This is a genomic window from Nocardia sp. NPDC058480 (assembly GCF_042720495.1).
Taxonomy (GTDB): Bacteria; Actinomycetota; Actinomycetes; order Mycobacteriales; family Mycobacteriaceae; genus Nocardia.
On sequence record NZ_JBHXMN010000005.1, the window covers coordinates 95,040 to 120,463 of the forward strand.

The window sequence follows — 25,424 nt, forward strand, 5'->3', positions numbered from 1 at the left end:
GAGTTCTGATGACGCTCACTGCCCCGGCCATCGTCACCGCGCCGGTCGCCGTCAACCGGCTCACCGCCGACGACGACCTGTTCCTCAAGCTGCACAGCCTCTACGGCAATGCACTGGTCAATCAGCTCGCTTGGCGCTTCGACGAGCCGCTCGACCCTGAGCTGCTCGCCCGCTTACACGCCCAGTTGGCCCAGGGATTCCTGGCCCGCCGCGTGCGACCGACCCGGGTTCCGTTCGCCCGTCCCTACTGGCTGCCCGCGACGGAATCGCTCCCGCTGGGCTGGGATTCGGTGCCCGTCGCCGATGACGAGATCCTCGACTGGTACTTCGCGCAGAGCAAGGTCGACTTCGATCCAGAGACCGGTCAGGTGTGGCGGCTGTCCGCCGCCCCGACCATGGCGGGTGGGACGCTGGTATCACTGGTGACCTCGCATGTGGCATCCGACGGCGGCGCGGTGTTGTTCGCCGTCGGCGACGCACTTGCCCGGCTCGATGAGAGTCCGGATTCTGCAACGGGTTCGGGCCAGCTGGTCGGAAAGGCACCGCAGAACTCGGTGAGCGCGAACGTCATCGATGCGGGGCGACAGCTACGCGCGGTCGCGAAAGGTATTCGCGCGGCGATCGCCACCCGCGGTGTCACCGAGCCGGACCGCAACCTTCGTACCGCGCTCCCCGAGCTCCCCCTGCCGGCCCAGTGGTCACCGGCCGACCTGGCGGTCCAGCTCGATCTCGCCGAGTGGAACGCCGCCGCCTCGCGGCATTCCGGCACAACGAACGGCCTTCTGATCGCGCTGGGCGCCGGCATCCTCGGTCGCAGCGGGCGCGTCGGCGACACCGCCGACATCCGCGTAGACATCCCCCATTCGATGCGCACGCCCGACGACCCCCGCGCCAACGCCACCACCGGCCTGCCGATCTCGGTCACCTACCGCACCGGCGAACGCATCGACCTCGCCGCCATCCGCTCAGCCGTGAAACGCGCCGCCACCGCCTACCGCGACCCGGCCACCACGCCCGCCCTGCAACACCTACAGCCGTTGCAGATGATCCTGCCCCGCTTCGTACTGCGTCATTTCGCCCGCACCGCCAAAGCCCCGGAATGCCTGTGCACCAACCTCGGCGAAACTGCCAGTGGCGTAGCCAATTTCGCAGGCCACCATGCCTCTGCGGTGCTCATGCGCCCTGTCGTCTGCACCAACGACACCGCCATGTTCCGCCGAGTGGAAGTGGGCGTGAATCTCTCCTTCTCCACCGACGGCCACACGGTCACCTTGGCCGTCACCGGCGCCGACCCCGACTGCTTTCCCACCCGTGCTGCCCTGCGCGAGTTGTTGTCGGCAGAGTTCGAGTCGTGGGGTCTCACACCCAGCTTCTGGTGAGCCCGACGGCGATCAGCGATCGTCGGCCACCGCACGGACGGCCCTCCTGGCGGCGACCAGGACGGGATCCCACACCGGCGAGAACGGTGGCGCGTAACCGAGGTCGAGCGCGGTCACCTGCTCCACCGTCATCCTCGCGGTGAGCGCCACCGCCGCGATATCGATTCGCTTGGCGGCACCATCACGTCCGACGATCTGCACACCGAGCAGCCGACCGGTGCGACGTTCGGCGAGCATCTTCACCGTCATCGGTTCAGCGCCGGGGAAATACCCGGCGCGGCCGGTGGATTCGATGGTGACGGAGTGGAACTGCAGCCCGGCACGGCGAGCGTCCTTCTCCCCCAAGCCGGTACGCGCCACCTCGAGATCGCACACCTTGCTCATCGCGGTGCCGACCACACCGGGGAAAGTGGCGTATCCGCCGCCGACTCCCGACCCGATCACTTGTCCGTGCTTGTTGGCGTGGGTGCCGAGCGGAATGTGACGCAGCGTGTCCGAGACCAGATCCAGCACCTCCACACAATCACCACCGGCCCAGATGTCGTCATATCCGCGCACACGTTGAGCGAGATCAGTGAGCAGACCACCGCTCTCCCCCAGTGGTAGCCCGGCGTCGCGAGCGAGATCGGTTGCCGGGCTCACGCCGATCCCCAGCACGACCACATCTGCCGGATACTCGGCGCTGACGGTCGTCACGGCACAGACCTTGTCATCCGCGGACGTCCGCATTCCGGTCACCTCGGTATCGCGGACGAGCCGTATTCCCATACCTTCCATGGCTTTCCGCACGAGCGCACCCATGTCCGGGTCCAGCGTGGACATGGGTTCAGCACCTCGGGTGATCATGGTGACCTCGAATCCCCGACGTACCAACGCCTCAGCCATCTCGACACCGATATACCCCGCGCCCACCACGACGGCTTCCCGCCCGGTCGCCGACTCCAGCCCGTCGATGAGCTCCTGCCCGTCATCGAGGGTCTGCACGCCGTAGACGCCCTCGGCGTCGATACCGGGCAGCGGCGGCCGAACCGGCGTCGCACCCGTGGCCAACACGAGCTTGTCGTAACCCGTCCACCCCTGCGCACCGGTATCGAGATCGCGAGAACGCACCCGCCGCCCCACGGGATCGATCTCGGTCACCTCGGTCCGCATCCGCAGATCGATATCACGAGCACGATGTTCGGCCACCGACCGCGCGATCAGATCGTCGGCATCGGCGACATCCCCCGCCACCCAGTACGGAATCCCGCACGCCGAATACGAGGAATGCTGCCCCTTCTCGAACACCACGATCTCGAGCTCACCGACACCCCGCAACCTCCGCGCCTGCGACGCCGCCGCCATCCCCGTCGCATCCGCTCCGACAACCACCATCCGTGCGCTCATGACACCACCGTACGAGACAGGGCTCGCCCGCGACCGCTGCCGTTCCCACGGCACCGAGGGCGAAGTGCGCGAACTACGAAACAGCGATTGCGGCCCGGCGGCGGCCTGCCACGAGATGGCTCGGGCACGTACGTCTGTCAGGTGCCGGATGTCCACGCGATAGGCTGCCGTGCTGCAGTATTCGTAACGGGTTGTGCGGAGGTTTGTTGTGGTTGGGGGAAGACAGCGCGCGGCCAAAGCAGCGTGCCTGGCCTTGGTGGCTCTGATAGCCGTCGGATGCGGGCAGGTGGTGTCAGGATCAGCGACGCCAACGGATTTCGGCGCAGCCCCGTCGACCACCCAGCCTCCAGCGACCATCCCAGCGAATGTGGACGAGGCGGCAGTCGCCCCAGGAACCTCCGAGTTGATGGCACGGATCCGGGCAGCGCAAGTGTGCGCTCTCCACAATCGAGAGTTCGCGACCCGGCATGGCACACCGGCACGAGGTTGGCTGATCAACGGCTATACCAAGTGCGGCATCATGGTCAATTCTGAGGTCGAGCCCGGTGCCAGCTACATATTCGAATTATCGCTGGCCGAGCACTATTTCACCTTCGACACCACCCAAGACAAAGCCGAGCAGATCGGTGACCATCAGGTCTACCGGTCGCGTAACAGTTACGGCACCTTCGATTGCACCTACTATCTACCGATCGGGGTGACAGGGTTCGCCCACAGCGTGCGCGGCCGACGCGCACATTCTCCCGGCCAACCCACCGAGTGGCCGACCCGATGTGAAGACACCAAAGCATATTTGGGCGCATTGGCGGCGACATTGATCGAGATGCCGCCACGCACCGGGACCTCGGAGCGTCAGACCTTGCTCGGCAAGAACGCCTGCGAGAGCGCTCCCTCGCTAGGTGGATTGTTCTCCGGATGGACCCCCGGAAAAATCGGCTGGAAATCGGCCCATTCATGCACGATCCCATTGACAAAACCGGGCGATCGCTACGGGATCACAGTGGAAGCATCGTTCCGATACAACGCCGAACCCAAACCTGGGCCCGGTGACCGGGCCATCCGGCACGCCGGATTGCCTGGAATCGAGGCCACCACGACATCCGATGCGGCACTGTCCAGCCCGAACTCGTGCGGCCACGTCTTGGTCTATCTGCCCGCTGAGCCCACGGGGTCAACGACCGCCGAACTGATCAGCACAACAGTAATGGCGCGCCCGATCATACGCTCGATCGGTGCGTGGCCTGCGCTACCGATGGATGTGTGCGACCGAGCCGAAGCAGTAACCGACACCGTCGTGGCCACCGCGGGCTGACCGTAAAAGCTCGTCGTTTCGTGCATCTGTTGGCCGGAAATCGCACGCATCGTTGCGATTCCGTACCCACCGACAACTGCTCTCGGCCTGGACCGTCAGGATTCGCGGGCGGCGATCGCGGCTTGGATTCGGCGGAGAGTGCGCAGGCCCTTCTTCGCGGCGACGCTCACCATGCCATCGAAGACTTGTCTGTCCCCGGTCATTGGCCATCAACCGTTCCAGTGTCGGGACGGCACGGTCCTCGCCGGTCGAACCCAGTGCGACGGCGGCCCAGTACCGCTTGTCCGGATCGTCGCCGGCCGCCGCTTCGCACAGCCTCGGGATGATGTCCGGGGCGAATTCGGCCAGAGCGCTGGCGATACAGCCGATCCGGTAGTAGCGACGGTTCCGAATTCGTCCCAGAGTGCGGCCAGCGCCGCGCCGCCACCGATCATGCCAAGCGCTTCGGCGGCGCGTGCGCGTATTCCACTGCTCGAGTCCCCCAGCAGGGGCGTCAGGGCCGCAACGACCGATTCATCGCCGAGTATGCCCAGGGCGATCACCGCTTGGTCCCTGGCGATGTCCTGCGGGTGGTCCAGCATCGCGACCAAGCCGAGGGCCGCACACGCAGCCCACGCCTGACAGTTTTAACTTCCTCCCCGGCTGAAGTCCGAGGATTCCTACCAGCGCTCTGACGGGCACTCTCGGTGGGTTCCTGTTTCACAGGGACTTCCTCCCGCTACGCGGCAGGACTTACCGTCCCTCCGCAAGCGTTTAACCACTCCGCACGTCCTGCGGCGTGAATATTCATCGCGGCGTTGAGATCCCGGTCATGGACAGTGCCACACACGCACGTCCACTCACGCACACCCAACGCCTTCTTGCCGTCCACCAACCCACACACCGAACACAACTGAGACGACGGGAAAAACCGGTCCACCTTCAAGAAAGCTCGCCCGTACCGGGCCGCTTTCTCCTCCAACATGCGCGTGAACATGCCCCACCCGGCATCATGGACCGACTTCGCCAACCTAGTGCGAGCGAGACCTTTCACGCACAAATCCTCGACGAACACCGCTTGGTTGTCACGGATGATCATCGTGGACTGTTTATGCGCCCAATCCCGGCGCGTATCAGCCACCGTGGCGTGCGCCCTGGCGACCTTGACACGCGCTTTGGCCCGGTTCTTGCCACCTTTGACCTTGCGGGACAACATTTGTTGCGCCTTACGGAGCTTGCGCTCCGCGCGGCGCAGAAACCTCGGATTGTCGATCGTCTTACCGTTGGATAGCACCGCGAACGTCGTCAAACCCAGGTCGATACCGACCTCGGAATCCGACACAGGCAACGACTCGTCGTCGGACTGCACCACGAACGACGCGAAATACCGGCCCGCGGCGTCCTTCACGAGGGTCACACTCGACGGATCCGACGGCAGCTCCCGCGACCAGCGGACCGCGACGTCACCGATCTTCGGCAACCGCAACTTTCGCCCGGCCGTGACCGTGAATCGGGCGTTCGGCCGTGACCGTGAATCGGGCGTTTTTCGTGAACCGGATCGACTGCCGATTGTCCTTGCGGGACCGGAAACGCGGTGGTCCGACTTTGCCGCCCTTGCGTTTGCCAGTGATAGAGGCAAAGAAGTTGCGGTAGGCGGTGCTCAGGTCGGCGAGTGCCTGCTGCAACACCACCGCCGACACCTCTGCCAGCCACGCCCGTTCCGGGGACTGTTTGGCCTCGGTGAGCCGTTTCGATAGTTCACTATCGCTGATCTTGCGCCCGGCCTCGAACGCTTCCCGCCTCGCTGCCAGCGCGTCGTTGTAAACCACACGCGCGCACCCGAACGCCTGCGCCAACGACCGCTGCTGCCCCACAGTGGGATACACCCGGAAGTTGTAGCGAAGCTGCACAACGCGACACTACCGCTAGTTCACGACCCAAGGACGGTCCGAGTCCGACAAGGCGTGCGAATGTCACGTTCACACTGACCAATCCGCGTCCGAGGTTCGCCACGGCCACGGACGCAGCTGCTCGAGTTGAGCCGCGGCGGAAAGCAGCAATCCTTCACCGCCGGACGCGGCCGCAATCTGTACACCGATCGGCAGGCCTTCGATGGACCGCCCAGCGGGCACCGTCACCACCGGAAGCCGGGCGAGGTTGAACGGCAGCAGGAATGGAATGAGCCTGCTCGCGGCGAGATGGGTACGAATCATTCCGGCGTTCGCCCAGCCACCCGCACGCGGTGGCAGCGCAGCCAATGTCGGCGTCATGAGCACGTCGTAGTCGGCGAACCACGCTGCGAAACGTGTCGCGGTCTCGGCCGGGATCTCGTCGCGGCCGAGGGGAAACCGCCGCAGCAGTCGTCCGGTTCGCACTATCGCACCGGTGCGCCGCTCCAATGCCCGAAGGGAGAACCCGTCTGCGTCGTCGGCGGATCCGGCGAAATAGCGAGCGATGTATCGCGGGTGGTCCCGAACTCGCCAGGGCGGGGCTACGGTGTCCACGACGTGACCGGCATCCCGCAGAGCCTTCACCGCGGCGTCGAGTGCCGCGCGAACCTGCGGATCGACTCGCACTCCGGGTATCGGCGGGACGGCGGTCACACCGATGCGAAGCGCCCGATCCCGATCGGGCACAGAATTCCGGTAACAGTCGGTGGCGGCGAGCACGTCGAGCATCAGAGCTGCGTCAGCGACCGTAGTCGCGATCGGGCCCAGCTCCGACATCCCCCGCCAGCCCTGCCCCCTGTGCGGTACCAGTCCGGGCCCTGGCTTCAGACCGACTACGCCGCAGCACGAGGCCGGAATACGGATCGACCCGCCGCCGGACGCCAGCGCCAGTGGCACCATCCCGGCCGCAACGGCGGCCGCGGAACCGCCGCTCGACCCGCCGGACGTGTACCCCGGATGCCACGGATTGCGAGTGATCCCGAACGCCGCGCTCTCGGTGAACGGACCCTGACACAGCTCCGGCACGGTGGTCTTGCCGACCACCAGCGCACCTGCCGCGCGCAGCCTGCGGACGAGTTCGTCATCCGTACCGGCCGATGCGTCGGATGTTGCGGCAGTCCCGTGTCGGGTCGGGCACCCTGCGACATCGACGTGGTCCTTGATCCCCACCGGGACCCCCGCCAACGGCAGCAGCGCCAGGTCGGTTCGTCGGGCCAACGCCGCTGCTTCCGCGCGCACCTCCACTCGGCGCACCGCACAGACGCGTTGACCGACGTATCGGCGTCGATGCGTGCCAGCGCCGCCTCCACCACTTCGACCGGCGAAACGTCGCCCGCCCCGACCGCCGCCGCGATCTCAACCGCTGTCGAACCGATCACGAACTCCGACGCTACCCGGAAGCCCTACCTGCGCAGAGGTTTTCGATGATCGACATCGTCGCAAGCAGAGCTGATCAATGCCGGTGCCGACAGTCTCTGCCGCGCTTCAGGATTCGCGGGCGGCAATCGCGGCTTGGATACGGCGTAGTGTGCGCAGACCCTTCTTCGCGGCGACACTCACCATGCCGTCGAAGACGGTCGAACCGCGGTCGGTGGCCATCAACAGTTCCAGGGTCGGCACGGCACGGTCGTCGCCGGTCGAGCCTAGCGCGACTGCGGCCCAGTACCGCTGGTCCGGGTCGTCGCCAGTCGCCGCCTCGCACAGTCTCGGGATGATGTCCGGGACGAACTGGGACAACGCGCTGGCGATGTAGCCGATGCGGTAAAAGCGGCGATTCTCGAATTCGTCCCAGAGTGCGGCCAGGGCCGCGTCGCCGCCGATCATGCCCAGTGCTTCGGCGGCGCGTTCGCGCATGCCGCTGATCGAGTCCTGGAGCAAGGGCGCCAGGGCCGGGACGACCGATTCGTCACCGAGAATGCCCAAGGCAACCACCGCTTGGTCTCGGGCGATGTCCTGTGGGTGATCAAGCATCTCGACCAGGCCGGGGACCGCATCGCGAAAGCCGAGGTCCGCACAGCCCATCGCAGCCCACGCCTCGCAGTTGTAGTGGGTGTCGGCCAGTGCCGCGAGCAGTGGCTCCCGCAGGCTGTCATCACCGAAGACCGCGGCCCGGTTCAACGCCCGACTGTAGAGCGACCGGTGGTAATCGGGATAGTCGCGCACCAGCGCGCGCAGTGTTTCCTTCGCGGCCGTGTCGCCGTCCTCAGCCCGCGCGATGAGCACCCGGAGATTGTCTTCGCGGGTCTCGAGATCGCCGTCTTTCAGGAGTCGCGCATCAGCTGGGTTCACCGCCCAACGGTACCTGGCGCGCCACGGGATACTCGACACACCGCAGGTCACGAGGGCCGCCACGCTCCGGTCGGTTACCGATAGAAGTAGATGGACACCGCTACGGCGAGGACCGAAAACGAAATAGCCCAAGCGGCCTGTACCAACACCGCGATCGTTCCCGCGGGAGCCCGACGGCGACATCGCGCCACCCGGTGAGGGTAGTGAGCACTCCGTCCTTGTTGGCCAGCAACGATCGCGACCCGCACGATTCCAACGAGTGCCAAGCCGATGCCGGCTTTGACATCGACCTTTGCCGTCCAAGCCTCCTGGAACTGGTGTGCTCGCCACCCGGCCCATACCGCGTTGAGGCACTGGCCAGGGCCAGGCGGTCGCGACCACCGAATCGCTGATCGACCGGATGACACCGACGAGCCGTTTCGACTGCTCGGGGTCGAACAGTTGCGTCGGGCCCTGCGGCGCCGCGTCGGTGAACGGCGCTTCGAACAGCAGCTTCGGGTCCATCTCGCCGTGCCGGGTGAGGTGGCCGATGACGAGGTTGACGAAGTCGATCTGGCTGGCGGTGGCGGTGCGTTCGCCGAGGAACTCCGCGAACGCTTCCTGCACGGCCTGCTGATCGAGGCCGACGAGGGAGCGGATGAACAGTCCGTGGGCATTGGCAACGGCGCGTTCCATAGCCTCGGGTTCGCCTGCCCCACTGCGGGCCAGCAGTTCCTCGAGTGATTTCAGATCGACCGGTGTCAACGACTTGCCCGAACGCAGCTTCTGCAGCGCCAGGTTGTCGGGCTGGCGGCGCAGATAGTCACGCGCCTTCGCGGTGTATCGCTCGACGTCGGTACCGGACCGCAGGCATTGCGCCGCGACACCGCAGACCTGTCCGGAGAACACACTGTTCGCGGAGGTCGACGTGCTGCGAGGCGGCCGAGTCTGGCTGCGTGACCGAATGAGATCACCGCCAGGAGACTCTCCTGGGAACAGCGGCGAGAAATGTCCAGCTGGTTGCCGCGGCGGTGGACCTTGGGTTGGGTCGTCATGAGACCTCCGGGATGCGATATACGTCGGACGCATAGTCATTGAGGGGCGGTTGGCCTACGGTCGGCTGGCGCTCAGGTCGGGCGTATCGAGAGAGGCGGGGTTGGTGATGGCTGTGGCCAGCGTTGAGCGGCACAAACTGATCGGTGACGTGCACTTACTACTCACTGACGACCAGGGACGGGTCCTATTCGGTCGGCGCGCGAACACGGGGTACGCCGATGGCGCCTACCACCCGCCTTCGGGACATCTCGAAGCCGATGAGTCTGTGGTTGATGCACTCGTGCGTGAAGCGGCCGAGGAGATCGGCATCGAGATCGCACCGGGCGATGTGGAGTTCGTGCACGTCATGCACAACTCCTCGTCCGGCGGGCGGGTGGCGTTCTTCTTCCGCGTGGCTCGCTGGCAGGGAGCGCCGAACAACCGTGGGCCGGACAAGTGCGACGCGTTGGAGTGGTTCGCCGTCGACTCGTTGCCGACCGAGATGATCCCTTACTGCCGAGAAGCGTTGGATCGCATCGCTTCCGGGGAGACCATGTCGGTGTACGGCTGGTAGTGGTCACGGTGGGGCGCCGCCTCTCACGGCTGTCTCGGCGACCCCACCGTTCCCCTGCCTCGCTCAGATCAGGTCCCACTGTCCGAGTAAGGCGATCAGTTCCTCGAGTCGCTGCGGCGACATGCGCTTTTTCGCAGCGTCTTTCCGGGGGCACCGGAGACCCACCGGCGATCGCCCACTTCAGCTCGTCGAATCCGATCTTCGCGCGCAGCGGGGCAAGCACGAGTTCGTCCGCTCGGGCCCATTCCGCCGCGACGCGATCCGGCACCGGTTCCCCGGCGATCTGATACGAACCCCGCTCGGCTCCCACCGAAAGCGCCCACCGCAGAGCTTGACTGCGCGCCTCGTCCGCCTCGGCCTCGACCGCCATTTCGATGCCCGCCTTGAGCTTCTCCCACACCCGGGGCACTCCACCCCAGATCGTCGGACGCGCATCGGGCAGCGCCGCGGCGATCTTCCGGGGATCTCCGACGACAATGATCTCGGTTCCGAACGCCTCCTGCAGGTAGAGCGAGGTGAGCCGGTCCGCGATGTGAGCTGACGGAAGATACGACGTGATCCGGTCGCCGAACTCCACGCCGAGGACTTCACGGACCCCGTAGACCTGAAACATCAAGTTCGCGTGGGTGGTTTCCACGCCTTTCGGATTTCCGGTCGTGCCGGAGGTGTAGATCAGCGTCGCCACGTCTTCGGGCCGCACCGCCCGCCACGCCGCGTCGAAGTCGAAATCCGCCGCGCCGCCCGTGATCAACTCCCGCACCGAGCGGGTGCCCGCCGGGCCGTCGTCGACACACACGATGTGGTCGAGTTCCACCGCGCTGGCTCTGATGCGCTCCACGTGCTGGGATTCGCAGATGATCACCCGGGCACCCGCATTGCCCAGGACGTACGCGATCTGCTCGGGAGAGAGTGTGTTGTACACCGAGAACGATGTGGCACCCAGATGCTGGGCTCCTACCTCGAGCGGGTAGAAATCGATCCGGTTCGACATCATCAACGCGACAGTGTCGCCGTGTCCGACGCCGAGGGCGGCCAAGCCCGCGGCCACCTGCCGCACCTGTGTGGCGTATTCACGCCAGGTCAAGACCGCGCTGTGCCCGGGTGTTCGCACCGCGACCGCGTCCGGCGAGATCGACGCCGAGTGCTGAAAAGCCTCGACAAGTGTGCCGAATGTCTTTGTTGCCATGGTGAATTGCCTTCCGCGCCTACTGCTCAATACGACCGGGGGAGATTCAGCGAATGTTGTGCCACGTAGTTGAGGATCATTTCCCGGCTCACCGGGGCAGTGCGCATGAGCCGGGCGAACCACCACAGATCCGAGATGCCGTACTCGATGGTGAAACCGTTGCCGCCGTGCGCCTGGATGGACCGGTCGACACACTTGATCGCGGCTTCGGCCGCGGCGAACTTCGCCATGTTCGCGGCCTCACCCGCCTCGGCGAGACCGGCGTCGACCAGCGCGGCCGCCTTCTGGGTCATCAACCGGGCCAGTTCGAGTTCGATCTTCGCCTCCGCGAGCGGGTGCGCGACACCTTGATGCGCGCCGATCGGGGTCTTCCACACCGTGCGCTCTCGCGCGTAGGCCGATGCCTTGTCCAGTGCCCGCAGACCGTTTCCGGTCATCAGGGCCGCGATGATGACGCGCTCCGGGTTGAGCCCGTCGAATACCGCTGTCATTCCGCCGGTTTCGCCACCGATCAGCCGGTCGGCGTCGACCGCCACCTTGTCGAAGAACAGCTGCGACTGCTCGTCGGCACCGATGAACGGCATCTCGATGCGCTGCCGGGTCACCCCGGGCGCGGTCGCGTCGACGACGGCCAGAACCGGCTGCGCCAGTTGCCCGTTCGCGTCGCGCAGCCGCGCGACTACGAGGATCGCATCCGCGGACTCGGCGCCGGAGATGAACGTCTTCTGCCCGTTCAACACATAGCCGTCGCCGTCGCGGCGCAGTTCGGAGCGCAGGTTGTGCGCGTTGCTGCCCGCGTCCGGCTCGGTGATGGCGAACGCCAGCTTGGTCGTGCCGGCGGCGATGCCGCGCAGCCAGCGCTCCTTCTGCTCGGTCGTGCCGTGGCGAGCCAGGACCGAACCCGCGATCGCCGACGAAACCACCAGCATCACAGTGCCCTTGGCGCAGCGGGAGGTCTCTTCAGCCACCGCGATCAGGCCGCTCATCCCCATCCCACCGCCGCCCCACTCCTCGGGAATATTGAGTCCCACGAAGCCGCCCGCGGCGAGGTCGGACCACACATCATGCAGGGACTCGCCGCGCTCCGCCGCCTGCCGCATGTGGTCTTCGGGATACTTGGCGCAGATTCGGCGGACGGAGTCGCGAATGGCCAACTCCTCTTCACTCGGCATGAGCCGAAGAACAGGTGCGGCGATGGCATCAGACGTCATTTGCTGTCCTTTCCAGCGGCGGCGGCTCGTGCCACGGCAATGGCTTCCAGAAACCCCGGCGGCGGATAGCTTCCCGCGCCGACGACATCACGGGCACCGTCCAAGGTCAGCACCGAACCCGAGAAGTAATCCCCCGCCGGCGAGGCGAGGAACGCGACGAGCCAACCCCATTCCTCGTCGGTGCCGAATCGGCCCGCCGGTACGCGAGTGAGCGCGTCCTCCTTCACCCCGGGGACATACCGCGTGTTCAAGGCGTCGGTGTCGAAATGGCCTGCCGCCAACGCGTTGAGCCGGATGCCGAACCTGGCCCACTCGATCGACAGGGTCTTCGTCATGTTCTCCACCGCGGCGCGGGCGGCCGAGGAATGCACCAAACCGGGGAAACCGTCGTGCGGGGAGAGCGTGACGTTGAGGATCTTGCCGTCGCCCTGCGGGATCATCGCCTTCGTCGCGGCCGCGTGGGTCATCAGCCAGGTGCCGAGGATGTTCAGCTCGACCACCTTGCGAAAACCATTGGGTGTGATCATCTCCGCGGGCAGGGCGAACTGTCCGCCCGCGTTGTTGACCAGAGTGTCGATCCGGCCGTGCCGGTCCACGACGTGCGCGATGAACTCGTCGACCGCGTGCTCGTCACGGATGTCGAGGGTGTGCGATTCGGCTGTGCCGCCGAGGGATTCGATCAGCGCCACGGTCTCGGCCAGCGGCTCGGCGCGGCGCGCACACCCGATGACGGTCGCGCCGCCGCGCGCGAGTTCCACCGCGGCCGCGCGACCCAGACCGGTCCCCGCGCCGGAGACCACACAGATCCGGCCCTTCAGCACATCGGGTGCCAACACCCGGGAATTCTCTGCCGAGGCCATCACACGAAGCCGTCCATCGAGGACAGGACCCGCATCATCACCTCATCGGCGCCACCACCGATCGCCAGCAACCGGTTGTCGCGGAAGAAGCGCGCGGTCCACGTCTCCTCCATGTATCCGACACCGCCGTGCACCTGCAGACACCAGTCGGCGACGTGGCGAACCAGCCGGCCCGCCGTCAGTTTCGCGATGGTGGCACTGCGGGTGACGTTTTCCCCGCGCATATACGCCTGCGCGATATCGCGGTTGTAGACCTTCAGCAGGTCGACTTCGGCGGCCAGTTCCGCGTAGGTGTAGGCCAGGTACTGCTGCGACGACAACGGCTGTCCGAATACCTTGCGCTGCTTGGCGTAATCGCGGGTGCGACCGAGGGCGACCTCCATCCCGGACGGCACCGAATAGCAGCCCCACATGCGTTCCATTACGAACTGTTCCATCTGCTGCTGGAAACCGCGGCCGATGGTGCCGATCGTGTTCGACACAGGCACACGGACGTCGTCGAAGGACAGCATGCCGGTGTCGGACGCGCGCATACCGAGTTTGTCGAGCTTCTTCGCCACCGAGAATCCGGGGGTGTCGGTGGGCACGATGATCTGGCTCATCCCCTTGAAGCCGCCCTCGTCGGAGGTGCGGGCGAGCACGCAGAGCCAGTCGGCCTGCAGCGCGTTGGTGATGAACATCTTCGAGCCGTTGATGATCCAGTCGTCGCCGTCACGGCGAGCCCGGGTCTTCAGCCCCGCCACGTCCGAGCCGGCGTCCGGTTCGGTGATCGCGACCGCGACCGCGGCGATCATCTCGCCGCGCATGGCGGGCGCGAGGAACTGTTCTTTCAGTTCATGTGTGCCGTACTTGTGCAACGACGGTGTCGCCATCGAGTTGTGCACGCCGAACGCCATCGGGAACGAGCCGTGATCGACCCGGCCCATCTCCTCGGCCAGCACGAGCGTGAACAGATGGTCGGCACCCTGGCCGCCGTAGGCCGGGTCGTAGTCGAGGCCGACGAAGCCGAGTTCGGCCATCTGCGTGACGATGTCGTGCAGCGGGATCATGCCCGCGGCTTCCCACTTGTCGATATTCGGGTTGATGCGCTCGTCGACGAATCGGCGCACCGAATCGCGGAACTGCTCGTGCTCCGGTGAAAACACGGTCATGAAGGGAACTCCTCGTCGGAAATCAGGGATCGCAGTGCTGCGGGGACCCGGACGGGCATCTCGAGTAGCTGTTGGGCGACGGCTTTGCCTTGCGGGTCGACGCGTAGGGACGCGGTGCCGCCCGCGCCGAGTCCATCGCGCAGCAGGAAGTTCACCGCGTGCAGCCCCGGCAGGCCGTAGCGCTGGACGGAGGTCGAGCCGAGGTGGGCCAGGTACTCTCCGATCGCCTTCGCCGTCACCTGCGCGTGCAGGATCGGCTCGAACTCGGGACGGCGTGCGATGACACCGATGTTCACGTCGGCACCCTTGTCACCGGATCTGCCGTGCGCGATCGCACGCAGCGGCACCACTACGGTCTCGGAGTCGGGTACCGAATCCACGACGGGGTCGACTCCGCGTGGGCTGTCGACGGTTTCACAGAGTTCCGGTGGCACATCCGAGAACTCGACGGCGCGACCGTCGACCTCCACCCGGGCGGGCAGGAGCTCGCGCGGCACGAGGAAGCTGTCGAGCCGCAGCACCGGCGACGGTGTCGGCAACGCACCACCACCGCCGATTCCCGGCGGTCCCGACAGTCCCATCGAGGGGAATTCGCGGATCACGGCCGACAGTGCCGCCGGGTCGTCGTGCCGCAACGCGATGCGCACCCAGACTTCGCGGGCCGCGCCACCCCGCGCATGCGGACCGTAGGTGTCCTCGGCGCCGAGGATATCGACCTGGACCTCATGTAGTTCCGGGAATCCCTTGTACGTCAACAGGGTTCCGAAGCGCGCCACCATGTCGGCGGCGGCTCGTCTGCCTTTGGCCACCGCGTCGTGCCCGCCGAGGAAGAACATGATCTGCGCGCGGGCGCCGTCGAGCACCTGCGCGCAGGCCTTCAGCGTCGGCGTCGGCGCGATGCCGCGAGCGCCGCTCACCTCCACCCGGTTCGGGCCGAGCTCGGCCAGTCGAACCTGGGTCCAGTCGCAGACGACGTCGGGCAGCAGATAGGCCGCGGGATCACCGATCTCGTAGACGAGTTGCTCGCCGACGGTGCGCCGGTCGACCAGCGCGTCGGTGCCGGATGCGGTGGTGACGACGAAGGACCCGTCCGCGCGCACCTCGGCGATCGGGTAGCCGCTGTGTGCCCAACTGTCGGTGGCCTGCCAGTCGGTGAGCAGACCACCGGTGGACTGCGGACCGCATTCCAGCAGATGACCGGCCAGACTTCCTTGCGACAGCTGGTCGAAATCGTCTGCAGCCCAGCCGAACTCGTGCATCAGCGGACCGAGGACCAGCGCACTGTCCGCGCACCGGCCGGTCACGACGATGTCGGCGCCCGCGGCCAGCGCCGCGGCGATCGGCCGGGCGCCGAGGTAGGCGTTCATACTGATCGGCCGCGCAGGCAACTCGGTGCCGCGCGTGGTCTCGCGCAATCCCGACTCGCGCAGCGAGTCGAGCAGCGGCAACACGTCGTCACCGGTGACGGTCGCGATCGACACGGTCCGTCCGGCAGCAGCGGCCGCCTTGCGCAACGCCGCGGCGGCGGCGTGCGGGTTGATGCCGCCCGCGTTGGTGATCACCTTGACTCCGCCGTCGAGGAAGGCGGTCACGTTCTCGCCGATGATCCGGATGACGTCGCGCGCGTAACCCTGGTCGGGGGCCTTCATGCGCGCCTTCGTCAGCACCGCCATCGTGATCTCGGCGAGGGACTCGTAGATGAGATATTCGCAGCGTCCGTCCGCGAGCAGCTGTGGCGTCGCGAGATACGAATCGCCCCACATACCCGCGGCGCCGCCGATGGTCACAGTCTTCATTCGGTGTACCCCAAAATCTTCGCTGCCCAATCCGTCAGTGGCTCGCTCGCGCCACCACCGATGCGGAACACCCGGGCATCCCGGTAATGACGTTCGATCTCGGTCTCCCGCATGAACCCCGTGCTTCCGTGCAGTTGCGCGGCCTGATCGACGACGAACGAGCACGTTTCCGCCGCGGCGATCTTCGCCATACAGGTCTGCGCGACCAGTTGCTCGCCCTCGGCGTACCGGGCGGCGATCGCGCGCGCATAGGTTCTGGCCACCTCGATGCGCTGGTGCATCTCGACCAGCTGGTGCTGGACGACCTGCCTGCTGATCAGGGTCCTGCCGAAGGTCGACCTGTTGCGTACCTGCGTCACAGTCAGATCCAGGCTGCGCTGCGCGATCGCGCACGCTTGGATCGCGAGCATCAGCCGCTCGGAGCCGAGTTGGTGCATCAGCAGAGCGAAACCGTCGCCCTCGCGGCCGACCAAGTTCGCCACGGGCACCCGGCAATCGGCGAAGACGAGCTCGGCGGTGTCCGAACACAGCCAGCCCATCTTGTCCAGCGTGCGCGACACGGTGAAGCCCGGTGTCCCGGATTCGATCACCAGGATCGACAGGCCCTTCGGACCCGGTCCGCCGGTGCGCACCAGCGTGGTGACGAAGTCGGCGCGGGCACCCGAGGTGATGAACATCTTCGCGCCGTTGACGAGGTAGTCCGCACCGTCGCGACGCGCCGTCGTGCGGGTCGCCGCCAGGTCCGAACCCACGTCCGCCTCGGTGACCCCGAGCGAGCCGCACTTCTCGCCGGCCAGCGCGGGTTTCACGAATCGCGTCACCTGATCGGGTGTACCGACCTTCACCAGGTGCGGCAGTGACACGTTGTGTGTGAGCAGGGCCGCCAGTGCGCCGGTCGAGGCGCCACCGGCCACCAAGCCCTCGGCGAGCACCATCGCATCGACCAGATCACCGCCTTCGCCCCCGAGTTCTTCGGCGTAGCCGACGCCGAGCAGCCCCGCCGCAGCGGCCTTCTCGGCCACCTCGCCGGGCACGAATCCGTCCCGTTCCCACTGCTCCAAGCAGGGCGCGATCTCCCGTTCGGCGAAGCCGCGAGCCGAGTCGCGCAGTGCTCGCCGCTCCGGGGTCTCGAAGGGATCGGTCACTGCTCGCCCTCCTCGGTACGGATGCGGACCAGGACGTCGTCGGCGGCCACTTGCTTTCCAGCCGTGGCGATCTCGCTGATCACACCCGCCACGTCGGCGACCACGGGACGTTCCATCTTCATCGCCTCCAGCACCAGCAGCGGCGTGCCGACAGCCACGATGTCGCCCTCCCGGACGAACACGGTGGTGACGGTGCCGTGCATCGGTGCGCCGAGAACCCCACTGCCGCCGGCCGTCGCGGAGTCCGGCGGTGCGAACAGGGTGTCGGACAGATCGAGGTCACGGTCGGCGAACGCCAGCAGGATCCGGTCCGGGCTCGGGCACAGGCCCTGTGCTGCCGCGGCGGTCCCGTCCACGAGCAGCTGATCGCCACTCCACGTGAGGCGATGAGTGGTGCCCTCGACGGTGACCGAGAGCCCGCGGTCGTCGCGTTCGAGGCCGATCTCCTTGCCGTCGAGAACAACCACCGATGTCTGCGCGGCCTTGTTCGTCCACCCGGCCAGTCCCGGTGAACGCCGCGCCGCCCTGCGCTCGCGCTCCCGATGCAGCCAACCAGCCGCGACCGCGAGCTGTCGGGGCGAGTGTGCCCGCGGCCCGGTGAGATCGACCTCGCCGAGGAAGGCCGTCGTGGCCTCGCCCCCGGCGAATCCCTCGTCGCGCAGCACCCGCACGAGGAACCCACGGTTGGTGGTGAGCCCGAACACCCTGGTGCGTTCGAGTGCGCCGATCAGTCGGCGGCGGGCCTGTTCGCGTGTGCTGCCGTAGGCGATGATCTTGGCCAGCATCGGGTCGTAGTGACTGCTGACGACGCTGCCGGAGGTGATGCCGGAGTCGACTCGGATCCCTTCTCCGACCGGCGGTTCCCACGCGACGATCGCACCGGTCACGGGCAGATAGTCGTTGGCGGGGTCCTCGGCGTAGAGCCGGACTTCGATCGCGTGCCCGGCCAAGACGACATCGTCAGGTGCGATGGTCAACGGCTCGCCCTGCGCGATCCGCAGCTGCCAATCGACCAGGTCCAGGCCCGTGACCAGTTCGGTCACGGGATGCTCGACCTGCAGCCGCGTGTTCATCTCGAGGAAGGAGAATTCGCCGTCGGCACCGAGGAGGAACTCGACGGTGCCCGCCCCGACGTAGCCGATACTCGCCGCGGCGGTCACCCCGGCATCGCACATCTTCCGCCGCAATTCGGCCGTCAGCGCTGGACTGGGCGACTCCTCGACGACCTTCTGGTGCCGCCGCTGGATCGAGCAGTCCCGCTCGCCCAACGCGATGACGTTGCCGTACTCGTCGCCCAGCACCTGGATCTCGACGTGCCTCGGACCGAGCAGGGCACGCTCGAGCAGCAGAACGTCGGAGCCGAAGGCGGACAACGCCTCACGGCGCGCGGCCGCGATGGCCTCGGCCACGGCTCCCTGTTCGGTGACCAGTCGCATGCCCTTGCCGCCACCGCCCGCGGACGCCTTGACCATCAGCGGCATGCCGATCCGCTCGGCCTCGGCGAGCAGCCGCGCGTCGGACTGCTCCTCCCCCTGATAGCCGGGCAGCATCGGCACACCGGCCTGCGCCATCAGCCGCTTCGACGCGGCCTTGTCACCCATCGAACGGATCGAGTCCGGGGTCGGCCCGATAAAAACGATGCCGGCGTCCGCGCACGCCTGCGCGAAGTCGGCGCGCTCGGACAGGAACCCGTAACCAGGGTGGATCGCTTGGGCGCCACTGCTTTTCGCGGCGGCGATCAGTTTCCCGGCATCGAGATAGGACTCGGCTGCCTGCGCCGCGCCCAGGCGGACGGCGGTGTCGGCGGCGAGCACGTGCGGTGCATTCGCGTCGGCGTCGGAGTAGACGGCGACCGTGCGATAACCCTGCTCCTTCGCCGTCCGGATCACCCGGACCGCGATCTCCCCGCGGTTCGCTACCAGTACGGTATCGAATCTCATTCCGTCACCGCCCATTCCGGGTCGCGCTTGCCGAGGAACGCCGCGACACCCTCGCGCGCTTCGGCGCCGAGCATGGTCTGGGCGAATCGCGCGGCAGCATGGTCGAGCAGGGCCTCGCGGTCCATGTCCAACGCCGTGTGCGCCAGTTCCTTGGTGAGCGCGTTCGCGCCTGGCGCGCAGCGCAACACCTGATTCACGGTCCGCGCCACGGCCGCGTCGAGTGCGGCCGTATCGGCGACGATCTCGTCGACCAGGGCGAGCCGCTTGGCCTCGGTGGCATCGATGACCAGGGAGGTCAGCATCAGGCGACGCGCGTGATGCAGTCCGATCCGGTCGATCACGAACGGCGAGATCTGTGCCGGGGTCAGGCCGAGCTTGGTCTCGGTGAGGGCGAAACGCGCCGACTCCGTGGCGATCGTGATGTCGGCGACCGCCACCAGGCCCATGCCACCGGCCATCGCCGCGCCCTCGACGGCCGCGATGACGGCGACAGGCAAGCGATCCCACGCCGCCAACGCCGTGCCGTAGGTGCGGTTCACCGCGGCGATCTGCGCGGGATCGGGGGTGTCGCCCTGGAATACGTCACGGAACGACTTCAGGTCGCCGCCCGCGCAGAAGTTACTCCCGGCTCCGCGCAGCACCACCGCGCGCAGCTGCGCCTTCTCGATGTGGTCGGCCACGCGGCACAGGCCGTTGAGCACCTCGGTCGACAGCGCGTTGCGCTGTTCGGGCCGGTTCAAGGTGACGTACAGGACGCCACCGCGTTCCTTCAGGAGTATTTCCTCGAGTTCAGGGAGAGTTGTCGTCATCGCTGCACTCACATCCTGGCCACGCCGAAGCTGACCGGTCGGGGGTCGATCTGTTGCGCCTCGTCGACGGTCGCGAGCAGGAACCCGAGCACATTTCTGGTTTCGCGGGGGTCGATCACCCCGTCGTCGACGCCGCGCCCGGACACATAGAAGGCGTCGGATTGCGTCTCGAGCAGATCCACCACGGCACGCTCGTTGGCGGCCAGCACCGCCTCGGGTACCTCCATGCCGCGCCGTTTCGCGGCGGCCTCGCCGACGATGCGCATGGTCGTACCGGCTTGCTCCGGTCCCATCAGCCCGATGCGGGCACCGGGCCAGCCGAACAGGAACCTCGGCCCGTAACCGCGCCCGCACATGCCGTAGTTTCCGGCACCGAAACTGGCGCCGGTCATGAAGGTGAACTGCGGCACGGTCGCATTCGAGACCGCCTGAATCATTTTCGACCCGTGCTTGATCATGCCGCCACGCTCGTAGGCGGTACCCACCATGAAGCCGGTGGTGTTCTGCAGGTAGACGATGGGTGTGCCCAGCTGGCAGCAGTGCTGAATGAAATGCGCGGCCTTGGCGGCGCCCTCGTTGTCGATGGGACCGTTGTTGCCGATGAAAGCGACAGCGCGCCCGTGCACTTCGCCCTCGAGGCACACCGTCTGCGGACCGTAGCGGCCCTTGAAGTCGGAGAAGTCGGAGGCATCGGCGATGCGGGCGACGACCTCTCGGACGTCGTAGGGCTGGCGGTAGTCCAGGGGAACAACCCCGGCCAGCTCGTCCGGATCATAGACAGGGTCGGCGAATCCGGACGGTACCCCGCGTAACTGTTCGGTGCCCCAGCCCGTGCGCGCGACTGCCTCACGGACCAGCCGGATGGCGTCGCCGTCGTCTTCGGCGAGATATTCCACCAGGCCGGAAACGTCGGCATGCATCTGCGCGCCACCGAGGTCTTCGTCGGTGGCAATCTCACCGGTGGCGGCCATGAGCAGTGGCGGACCGGCCAGGAACGCCTTACCGCGGCCCCGGACGCCGATCACGACGTCCGACAGTCCTGGCATGTACGCCCCACCCGCGGTCGACGAGCCGTGCAACACCGTGATCACGGGGATACCGGCCGCGGACAGGCGCGCGAGGTTGGCGAACATCTCACCGCCGAGCACCCAGCCCTCGACGCGGTACGCCGGAATGTTCGCGCCCGCGCTTTCCACCAGGTGCACGAACGGCAACCGGTTCTCCATCGCGATGCGCTGGCACCGCATGATCTTGGTCAGCGACGAAGCCGACAGCGCCCCGGCGTTGATGCCCGAATCGGTGACGACGACCACGCACCGCACGCCCGAGACGAAGCCGATTCCGGCGAGCAGGCTCCCGCCCGGCACCGAGCTCGCGCGATCGGCGTCGGTCAGCCCGTTCTCCGTCGCCGCGTAGCCGATGAGGTTCTGCAGTTCGAGATAGGGCGCGCCCGGATCGAGTAGCCGTGACAACCGCTGCCGTGGCAGCAGTTGCTTGCGCGCCGAGAATCGGGCCGCCGAACGCTGCGAGGCGGTTCGGGCACGCCCCTCCAGCTCGCGGAACTCGTCGATCAGAGCGAGCATCGCCGCTCGATTCGATCGAAACTGCTCGGAGCCGGGATCGACCCGCGTTCGGTACACAGCCACGTTTGCGCAACCACCTCTCATGAGTGCCACTCAGTCATATATGAGTGACACTCATATGAGTTAGACACAGTGACTTGCCGAAGTCAATGCACAAGTTCGACGTAGGAGCCGTTCGCTGCCATACTTTCGATATGAGTACCACTCACATCGAGACGCAGACCAAGGGCGACCGGACTCGCGACGCTATTCGCGCGGCGGCCGACGAGTGCTTTCGCCAGTTCGGGTTCGATGCGACCGGCGCCGAGATAGCCCGGCGAGCCGGGGTCGTCGAGGGCACCGTGTTTCTGCACTACCGCAACAAGCTCGGCCTGCTCACGGCCGTGATGAGCGATTTCTACGACCTCCTGCAGACCGAGGCCGAACGCTCGCTCGCTCGCCCGGGGACAACGGTGGAGCGGTTCCGGGTCCTCGTCGATGGGTGGGCGAGCCGAATAGAAACCGATTGGGACCTCATCAGCGTGTTCGTGCACCGCGCCCAAGACACGCCCGATTCCGAACTGGCCGCGACCATGCATGCGCGCAGCCGCGCCTACACTCGCCTGTTCCTCGCTCTCATCAAGGACTTACAAGCCGAAGCCCGACTACCGGCAACCACACCCGCCACACTGTTGCGCGACATGGTCTTCGGGACCCTGGAACACACCGCGCGCGGCCAGATCGCCGCGGGTAAACCGTTACAGGTGCGCCGGACCGGACAGCAGACCGTCGATTTGCTGCTCACCCCACACGAAACGACTCTCGACGACGACCGGCTCACGGCGATGGACGCCAAACTGGATCGACTGCTCTCGCGGGTAGGCGCAGACGACCAGCCACGAACAGATGACGACGATGGAGTGCCGAGATAACGGCGATTCGCCGCCTCCGGAGGAGTACCGGAGACGGCTGATTCGAACTAGTCGGCGTGCAGATACACCGGAACGGTGGCGTGCCCGTTCGTACGTGAACCGCGCACTCGATCGGGAGCCAGGGCCTAGCCGGAGGGGTGTCGGCATAGTAGGTGGCGGGCCATCATCCGATGGCCCGCCACAAGGACTGCTACGTCACTGCCTACCGATCAGGCAGGTTCGATGACCTCGGCAACGGGGTCGTCCGCGTAGAGTTCGGCGATCTCGGCCGCGTACTTCTCGGCGATCACCTTCCGCTTGAGCTTCATGGTCAGCGTCACCTCGTCACCACCGGCCTCCCAGAACACCGGGAGGATCCGGAATCGCTTGACCTGCTCGACCCGTGAGAGCTTCTCGTTCCCCGCGGCCACACCCGCGGCGATCTGTTTGATCACCTCGGAGTTCACGGCCAGCGCCGCGGCCGAGGCATCGGGCAGATTGTGCTGAGCCGCATACGGTTCGGCACTCTCGGCGTCGAGGACGATCAGCGCGGTGTTGAACGGCTGCCCGTCGCCGAGAGTGGCCATGGCACCGATCAGCGGCGTCGATGCTTTGATCGCGTGCTCGATCGTGGTCGGGGACATGTTCTTGCCCGACGCGTTGATGATCAGCTCCTTCTTCCGGTCGACCACCCGGTAGTAGCCGTCCTCGTCGACGGTCACCACGTCGCCGGTGCTCAGCCAGCCGTCGGCGTCGATGGCTTCGGCGGTCTTCTCCGGCTCGCCGCGATAACCCTGCATTACCAGCGGGCCGCGGACGAAGAGCTCACCGTCGTCAGCGATGCGGGATTCCATGCCCGCCAGCAGCCGCCCGACCGTCCCGAGGCGGGTGTCGCGCGGGTGACTCACCGTACAGATGCACGACAGTTCGGACATCCCCCAGATCTCCGAGATCGGCACGCCGAGCCCGGCGAAGAACCCGAGCGTCTGCGGCGGAATCGGCGCGGCACCGGAGAGGGCGAAGCGGACGCGGTCGAAGCCGAGCTTGGCCCGCAACTTGGACAGCACCAACTCGTCGGCCTTGGCCCATTCGGCGGCGACCTCGTCGGGCACCGGCTGCCCGGCCAGCTGGTACTCGCTGCGCTTGGCAGCCACCGACAGTGCCCACTGCATGCCCTGCTTGCGGGTCTGGTCCGGTTCGTTGGCGACCACGAATTCGATGGCGGCCTTGAGCTTCTCCCACACTCGCGGCACCGCACCCCAGATGGTCGGCCGCAGGTCGGCCAGCGCGCCGGCGATCTGCTTGGGGTCCGACACCGAGGTGACCTGGATGCCGAATACCTCCTGGAGGTAGAGCGCGGTCAGCCGGTCGGCGATGTGCGCGCTCGGCATGAACGAGGTGATCGAATCGCCGAACTCGAAGCCCAGCACATCGCCGAGCCCGTAGGCCTGGAACATCAGGTTCGCGTGCGTCGTCTCGACACCCTTCGGGTTGCCGGTGGTACCCGAGGTGTAGATCAGGGTCGCCACATCGTCGGCCGTGACCGCTCGCCACGAGGCATCGAAATCGAAGTCGGGGCTGCCCGCCGCGATCATGTCCGCCACCGGAACGGTTCCTTCGACGGCGTCGTCGATGCAGACGATGTGGTCGAGCGCCACGCCGCTGTCGCGCAGCCGCTGCACGTACTGCGCCTCACAGATGACCACCCGGGCGCCGGCATTGCCCAGCACATGCGCGAGCTGGTCGGCGGCGAGAGTGTTGTAGACGGAGAACGACGTCGCGCCCACGTGTTGCGCACCCACTTCGAGTGGGTAGAACTCGATGCGATTGCTCATCATCAGCGCGACGGTGTCGCCGCGGCGGACCCCGAGTGCGGCCAGGCCGGCCGCGGTGGCACGAACACCGGCCGCGTAGTCGCGCCAGGTCATGGTCGTGGCGTCACCGGGAGTACGCAACGCGATCGCGTCGGGATCGATGGTCGCGTTGTGCTGGAATGCGGCACAGAGGGTTTCGAAACGTGGTGTCGACATGTGTGAGTCTTCCGTTGTTCAGACCGCAGCGGCGGTTTCGGAGTCGATGATCGAAGTGATGAATCGGCCCGCCGCATCGAAGGCGAAGCGCGCCTCCGGTGCCAGCGCGGGCATGACTTGGAAAACATGCATCTGATCGGGCCAGACCTGAAGTTCACAGGCGACGTTCGCGGCACGGAAACGATCGGCCAGTTCGACCGCGTCGGCGGCGAAGTACTCCGCGCTGCCGGTCTGGATCAAGGTCGGCGGCAGTCGCATTCCCCGCTCGGGGCACAGTTCGAGACGTTCACTGGTGAACTGGGCGACCGCTTTGACCGACAAGGGGAATGAGATCACGCCGTCGCGGTTCGCACCCCCGCTCTGCGCGATCTCCAGGCTGAGATCGGCTATCGGGGAGAACAGCACCAACCCAGCCGGGTTGGGCAGCCCCTGGCCCGCGTTGGTGATGGCGAAGTCGGCACTGAGGAAGCCGCCCGCCGAATCGCCGGCGAGCACGATCCGGTCCGGATCGACTCCGCGCCGGAGCAACCACCGGTAGGCCTGCGCCACATCCTGCTGGGCGCAGGGGCTCGGGTACTCGGGGGCCAGGCGGTAGTCCACGACGAACACCGGCATCCTGGCCGCCGTCGAGAGCCGAGACGCCACACCGCGATACGCCGCTGCCGACCCGGCGACGAAGCCGCCGCCGTGAACGTACAGCACGACCGCGTCGGTGCGGGTCACCTTCGGCCCGGTGACCAGCTCGCCGCGTACTGCTCCGTCATCGATGCGATCCACCACCGTTCCGGTCGGACTCGGCCCGACGACGCGCATCGCCGCATCGATCGCCAACCGGGCGAACGGCACAGTCGTGGTGTTGACGGGGATCGCGGCGGCCAGTGGACGTACCGTTCGTTGCGCGACCAGCCTGGCAGCGCGGGTACGCAACGATCCTCGTTCGG

The 25,424-nt window shown here is 66.7% G+C and carries 19 protein-coding genes and 3 pseudogenes; 4 read left to right on the forward strand and 18 right to left on the reverse strand.

From position 1 onward, the window contains the following. The first annotated feature begins 8 nt into the window (after nt 1-8). On the forward strand, nt 9-1,379 hold the full coding sequence (locus ACFWO8_RS14660; protein WP_378950003.1) for a hypothetical protein: 1,371 nt from the start codon (nt 9-11) through the stop codon (nt 1,377-1,379). 12 nt (nt 1,380-1,391) lie between these two features. Here the strand turns inward: ACFWO8_RS14660 and ACFWO8_RS14665 are convergent, their stop codons facing one another. Next, nucleotides 1,392-2,765, reverse strand: coding sequence for an FAD-dependent oxidoreductase (locus ACFWO8_RS14665; RefSeq protein ID WP_378950006.1), 1,374 nt, complete (start codon nt 2,763-2,765; stop codon nt 1,392-1,394). A 520-nt stretch (nt 2,766-3,285) separates the two neighbouring features. On the opposite strand from ACFWO8_RS14665, the gene ACFWO8_RS14670 reads away from it, so the two are divergent. Then, on the forward strand, nt 3,286-4,077 hold the full coding sequence (locus ACFWO8_RS14670; protein WP_378950008.1) for a hypothetical protein: 792 nt from the start codon (nt 3,286-3,288) through the stop codon (nt 4,075-4,077). A 213-nt stretch (nt 4,078-4,290) separates the two neighbouring features. Here the strand turns inward: ACFWO8_RS14670 and ACFWO8_RS14675 are convergent. The 6 genes and pseudogenes from ACFWO8_RS14675 to ACFWO8_RS14700 form a co-directional block, all read right to left on the reverse strand. Then, nucleotides 4,291-4,479: pseudogene (locus tag ACFWO8_RS14675) on the reverse strand (HEAT repeat domain-containing protein); the annotation flags it as partial. 5 nt (nt 4,480-4,484) lie between these two features. After that, nucleotides 4,485-4,658: pseudogene (locus ACFWO8_RS14680) on the reverse strand (HEAT repeat domain-containing protein); the annotation flags it as partial. A gap of 137 nt (nt 4,659-4,795) precedes the next feature. Then, a complete protein-coding gene (locus ACFWO8_RS14685; protein WP_378950010.1) occupies nt 4,796-5,542 on the reverse strand; it encodes an RNA-guided endonuclease InsQ/TnpB family protein in 747 nt (248 codons plus the stop codon). After that, nucleotides 5,520-5,966 (reverse strand): RNA-guided endonuclease InsQ/TnpB family protein, encoded by a 447-nt coding sequence (locus ACFWO8_RS14690; RefSeq protein WP_378950012.1) that lies wholly within the window; start codon nt 5,964-5,966, stop codon nt 5,520-5,522. The genes ACFWO8_RS14685 and ACFWO8_RS14690 overlap by 23 nt, the downstream gene beginning before the upstream one ends. Before the next feature lie 69 nt (nt 5,967-6,035). Beyond that, a complete protein-coding gene (locus ACFWO8_RS14695) occupies nt 6,036-7,250 on the reverse strand; it encodes an amidase (RefSeq protein ID WP_378950014.1) in 1,215 nt (404 codons plus the stop codon). Nucleotides 7,251-7,490: 240 nt separating this feature from the next. Next, nucleotides 7,491-9,182, reverse strand: coding sequence for a HEAT repeat domain-containing protein (locus ACFWO8_RS14700; protein WP_378950016.1), 1,692 nt, complete (start codon nt 9,180-9,182; stop codon nt 7,491-7,493). A gap of 253 nt (nt 9,183-9,435) precedes the next feature. Here ACFWO8_RS14700 and ACFWO8_RS14705 point away from each other — a divergent pair, with 253 nt between their 5' ends. Continuing rightward, nucleotides 9,436-9,882 carry an NUDIX domain-containing protein gene (locus tag ACFWO8_RS14705; RefSeq protein WP_378950901.1) on the forward strand — a complete coding sequence of 149 codons (447 nt, stop codon included), beginning with the start codon at nt 9,436-9,438 and terminating at the stop codon, nt 9,880-9,882. 142 nt (nt 9,883-10,024) lie between these two features. Here the strand turns inward: ACFWO8_RS14705 and ACFWO8_RS14710 are convergent. From ACFWO8_RS14710 to ACFWO8_RS14750, 9 genes and pseudogenes are all read right to left on the reverse strand, one after another. After that, nucleotides 10,025-11,068, reverse strand: a pseudogene (locus tag ACFWO8_RS14710) (AMP-binding protein); the annotation flags it as partial. A 26-nt stretch (nt 11,069-11,094) separates the two neighbouring features. Then, complete coding sequence (locus ACFWO8_RS14715) at nt 11,095-12,279, reverse strand: acyl-CoA dehydrogenase family protein (protein ID WP_378950018.1); 1,185 nt, start codon at nt 12,277-12,279, stop codon at nt 11,095-11,097. Next, complete coding sequence (locus tag ACFWO8_RS14720; RefSeq protein ID WP_378950020.1) at nt 12,276-13,115, reverse strand: SDR family oxidoreductase; 840 nt, start codon at nt 13,113-13,115, stop codon at nt 12,276-12,278. Before ACFWO8_RS14720 ends, ACFWO8_RS14715 begins: the two co-directional genes overlap by 4 nt. Nucleotides 13,116-13,138: 23 nt before the next feature. After that, nucleotides 13,139-14,290: an acyl-CoA dehydrogenase family protein gene (locus ACFWO8_RS14725; RefSeq protein ID WP_378950022.1), complete on the reverse strand. Its 1,152-nt coding sequence runs from the start codon at nt 14,288-14,290 to the stop codon at nt 13,139-13,141. Next, nucleotides 14,287-16,086, reverse strand: coding sequence for an acyclic terpene utilization AtuA family protein (locus ACFWO8_RS14730; protein ID WP_378950024.1), 1,800 nt, complete (start codon nt 16,084-16,086; stop codon nt 14,287-14,289). The genes ACFWO8_RS14725 and ACFWO8_RS14730 overlap by 4 nt, the downstream gene beginning before the upstream one ends. Next, nucleotides 16,083-17,231, reverse strand: a complete 1,149-nt coding sequence (locus ACFWO8_RS14735; protein WP_378950026.1) for an acyl-CoA dehydrogenase family protein — start codon at nt 17,229-17,231, stop codon at nt 16,083-16,085. Before ACFWO8_RS14735 ends, ACFWO8_RS14730 begins: the two co-directional genes overlap by 4 nt. Continuing rightward, nucleotides 17,228-19,171 (reverse strand): biotin carboxylase N-terminal domain-containing protein, encoded by a 1,944-nt coding sequence (locus tag ACFWO8_RS14740; RefSeq protein ID WP_378950029.1) that lies wholly within the window; start codon nt 19,169-19,171, stop codon nt 17,228-17,230. The genes ACFWO8_RS14735 and ACFWO8_RS14740 overlap by 4 nt, the downstream gene beginning before the upstream one ends. Further along, nucleotides 19,168-19,980, reverse strand: coding sequence for an enoyl-CoA hydratase/isomerase family protein (locus tag ACFWO8_RS14745; protein WP_378950031.1), 813 nt, complete (start codon nt 19,978-19,980; stop codon nt 19,168-19,170). The genes ACFWO8_RS14740 and ACFWO8_RS14745 overlap by 4 nt, the downstream gene beginning before the upstream one ends. An 8-nt stretch (nt 19,981-19,988) precedes the next feature. Further along, nucleotides 19,989-21,563, reverse strand: a complete 1,575-nt coding sequence (locus ACFWO8_RS14750) for an acyl-CoA carboxylase subunit beta (RefSeq protein ID WP_378950033.1) — start codon at nt 21,561-21,563, stop codon at nt 19,989-19,991. Nucleotides 21,564-21,757: 194 nt separating this feature from the next. On the opposite strand from ACFWO8_RS14750, the gene ACFWO8_RS14755 reads away from it, so the two are divergent. Beyond that, complete coding sequence (locus tag ACFWO8_RS14755) at nt 21,758-22,474, forward strand: TetR/AcrR family transcriptional regulator (RefSeq protein WP_378950035.1); 717 nt, start codon at nt 21,758-21,760, stop codon at nt 22,472-22,474. Between the two features lie 209 nt (nt 22,475-22,683). Here the strand turns inward: ACFWO8_RS14755 and fadD11 are convergent, their stop codons facing one another. Then, a complete protein-coding gene (gene fadD11, locus ACFWO8_RS14760) occupies nt 22,684-24,483 on the reverse strand; it encodes a fatty acid--CoA ligase FadD11 (RefSeq protein WP_378950037.1) in 1,800 nt (599 codons plus the stop codon). A gap of 18 nt (nt 24,484-24,501) precedes the next feature. Then, nucleotides 24,502-25,410, reverse strand: a complete 909-nt coding sequence (locus ACFWO8_RS14765) for an alpha/beta hydrolase (RefSeq protein ID WP_378950040.1) — start codon at nt 25,408-25,410, stop codon at nt 24,502-24,504. Between the last annotated feature and the right edge of the window lie 14 nt (nt 25,411-25,424).

What these genes read in the sequence shown, in the direction of transcription:
- ACFWO8_RS14660 (WP_378950003.1), top strand. Translation starts at nt 9, where the DNA reads ATGACGCTCACTGCCCCGGCCATCGTCACCGCGCCGGTCGCCGTCAAC.
- ACFWO8_RS14665 (WP_378950006.1), bottom strand. Translation starts at nt 2,765, where the DNA reads ATGAGCGCACGGATGGTGGTTGTCGGAGCGGATGCGACGGGGATGGCG.
- ACFWO8_RS14670 (WP_378950008.1), top strand. Translation starts at nt 3,286, where the DNA reads ATGGTCAATTCTGAGGTCGAGCCCGGTGCCAGCTACATATTCGAATTA.
- ACFWO8_RS14705 (WP_378950901.1), top strand. Translation starts at nt 9,436, where the DNA reads ATGGCTGTGGCCAGCGTTGAGCGGCACAAACTGATCGGTGACGTGCAC.
- ACFWO8_RS14715 (WP_378950018.1), bottom strand. Translation starts at nt 12,279, where the DNA reads ATGACGTCTGATGCCATCGCCGCACCTGTTCTTCGGCTCATGCCGAGT.
- ACFWO8_RS14725 (WP_378950022.1), bottom strand. Translation starts at nt 14,290, where the DNA reads ATGACCGTGTTTTCACCGGAGCACGAGCAGTTCCGCGATTCGGTGCGC.
- ACFWO8_RS14730 (WP_378950024.1), bottom strand. Translation starts at nt 16,086, where the DNA reads ATGAAGACTGTGACCATCGGCGGCGCCGCGGGTATGTGGGGCGATTCG.
- ACFWO8_RS14740 (WP_378950029.1), bottom strand. Translation starts at nt 19,171, where the DNA reads ATGAGATTCGATACCGTACTGGTAGCGAACCGCGGGGAGATCGCGGTC.
- ACFWO8_RS14745 (WP_378950031.1), bottom strand. Translation starts at nt 19,980, where the DNA reads ATGACGACAACTCTCCCTGAACTCGAGGAAATACTCCTGAAGGAACGC.
- ACFWO8_RS14750 (WP_378950033.1), bottom strand. Translation starts at nt 21,563, where the DNA reads ATGCTCGCTCTGATCGACGAGTTCCGCGAGCTGGAGGGGCGTGCCCGA.
- ACFWO8_RS14755 (WP_378950035.1), top strand. Translation starts at nt 21,758, where the DNA reads ATGAGTACCACTCACATCGAGACGCAGACCAAGGGCGACCGGACTCGC.
- fadD11 (WP_378950037.1), bottom strand. Translation starts at nt 24,483, where the DNA reads ATGTCGACACCACGTTTCGAAACCCTCTGTGCCGCATTCCAGCACAAC.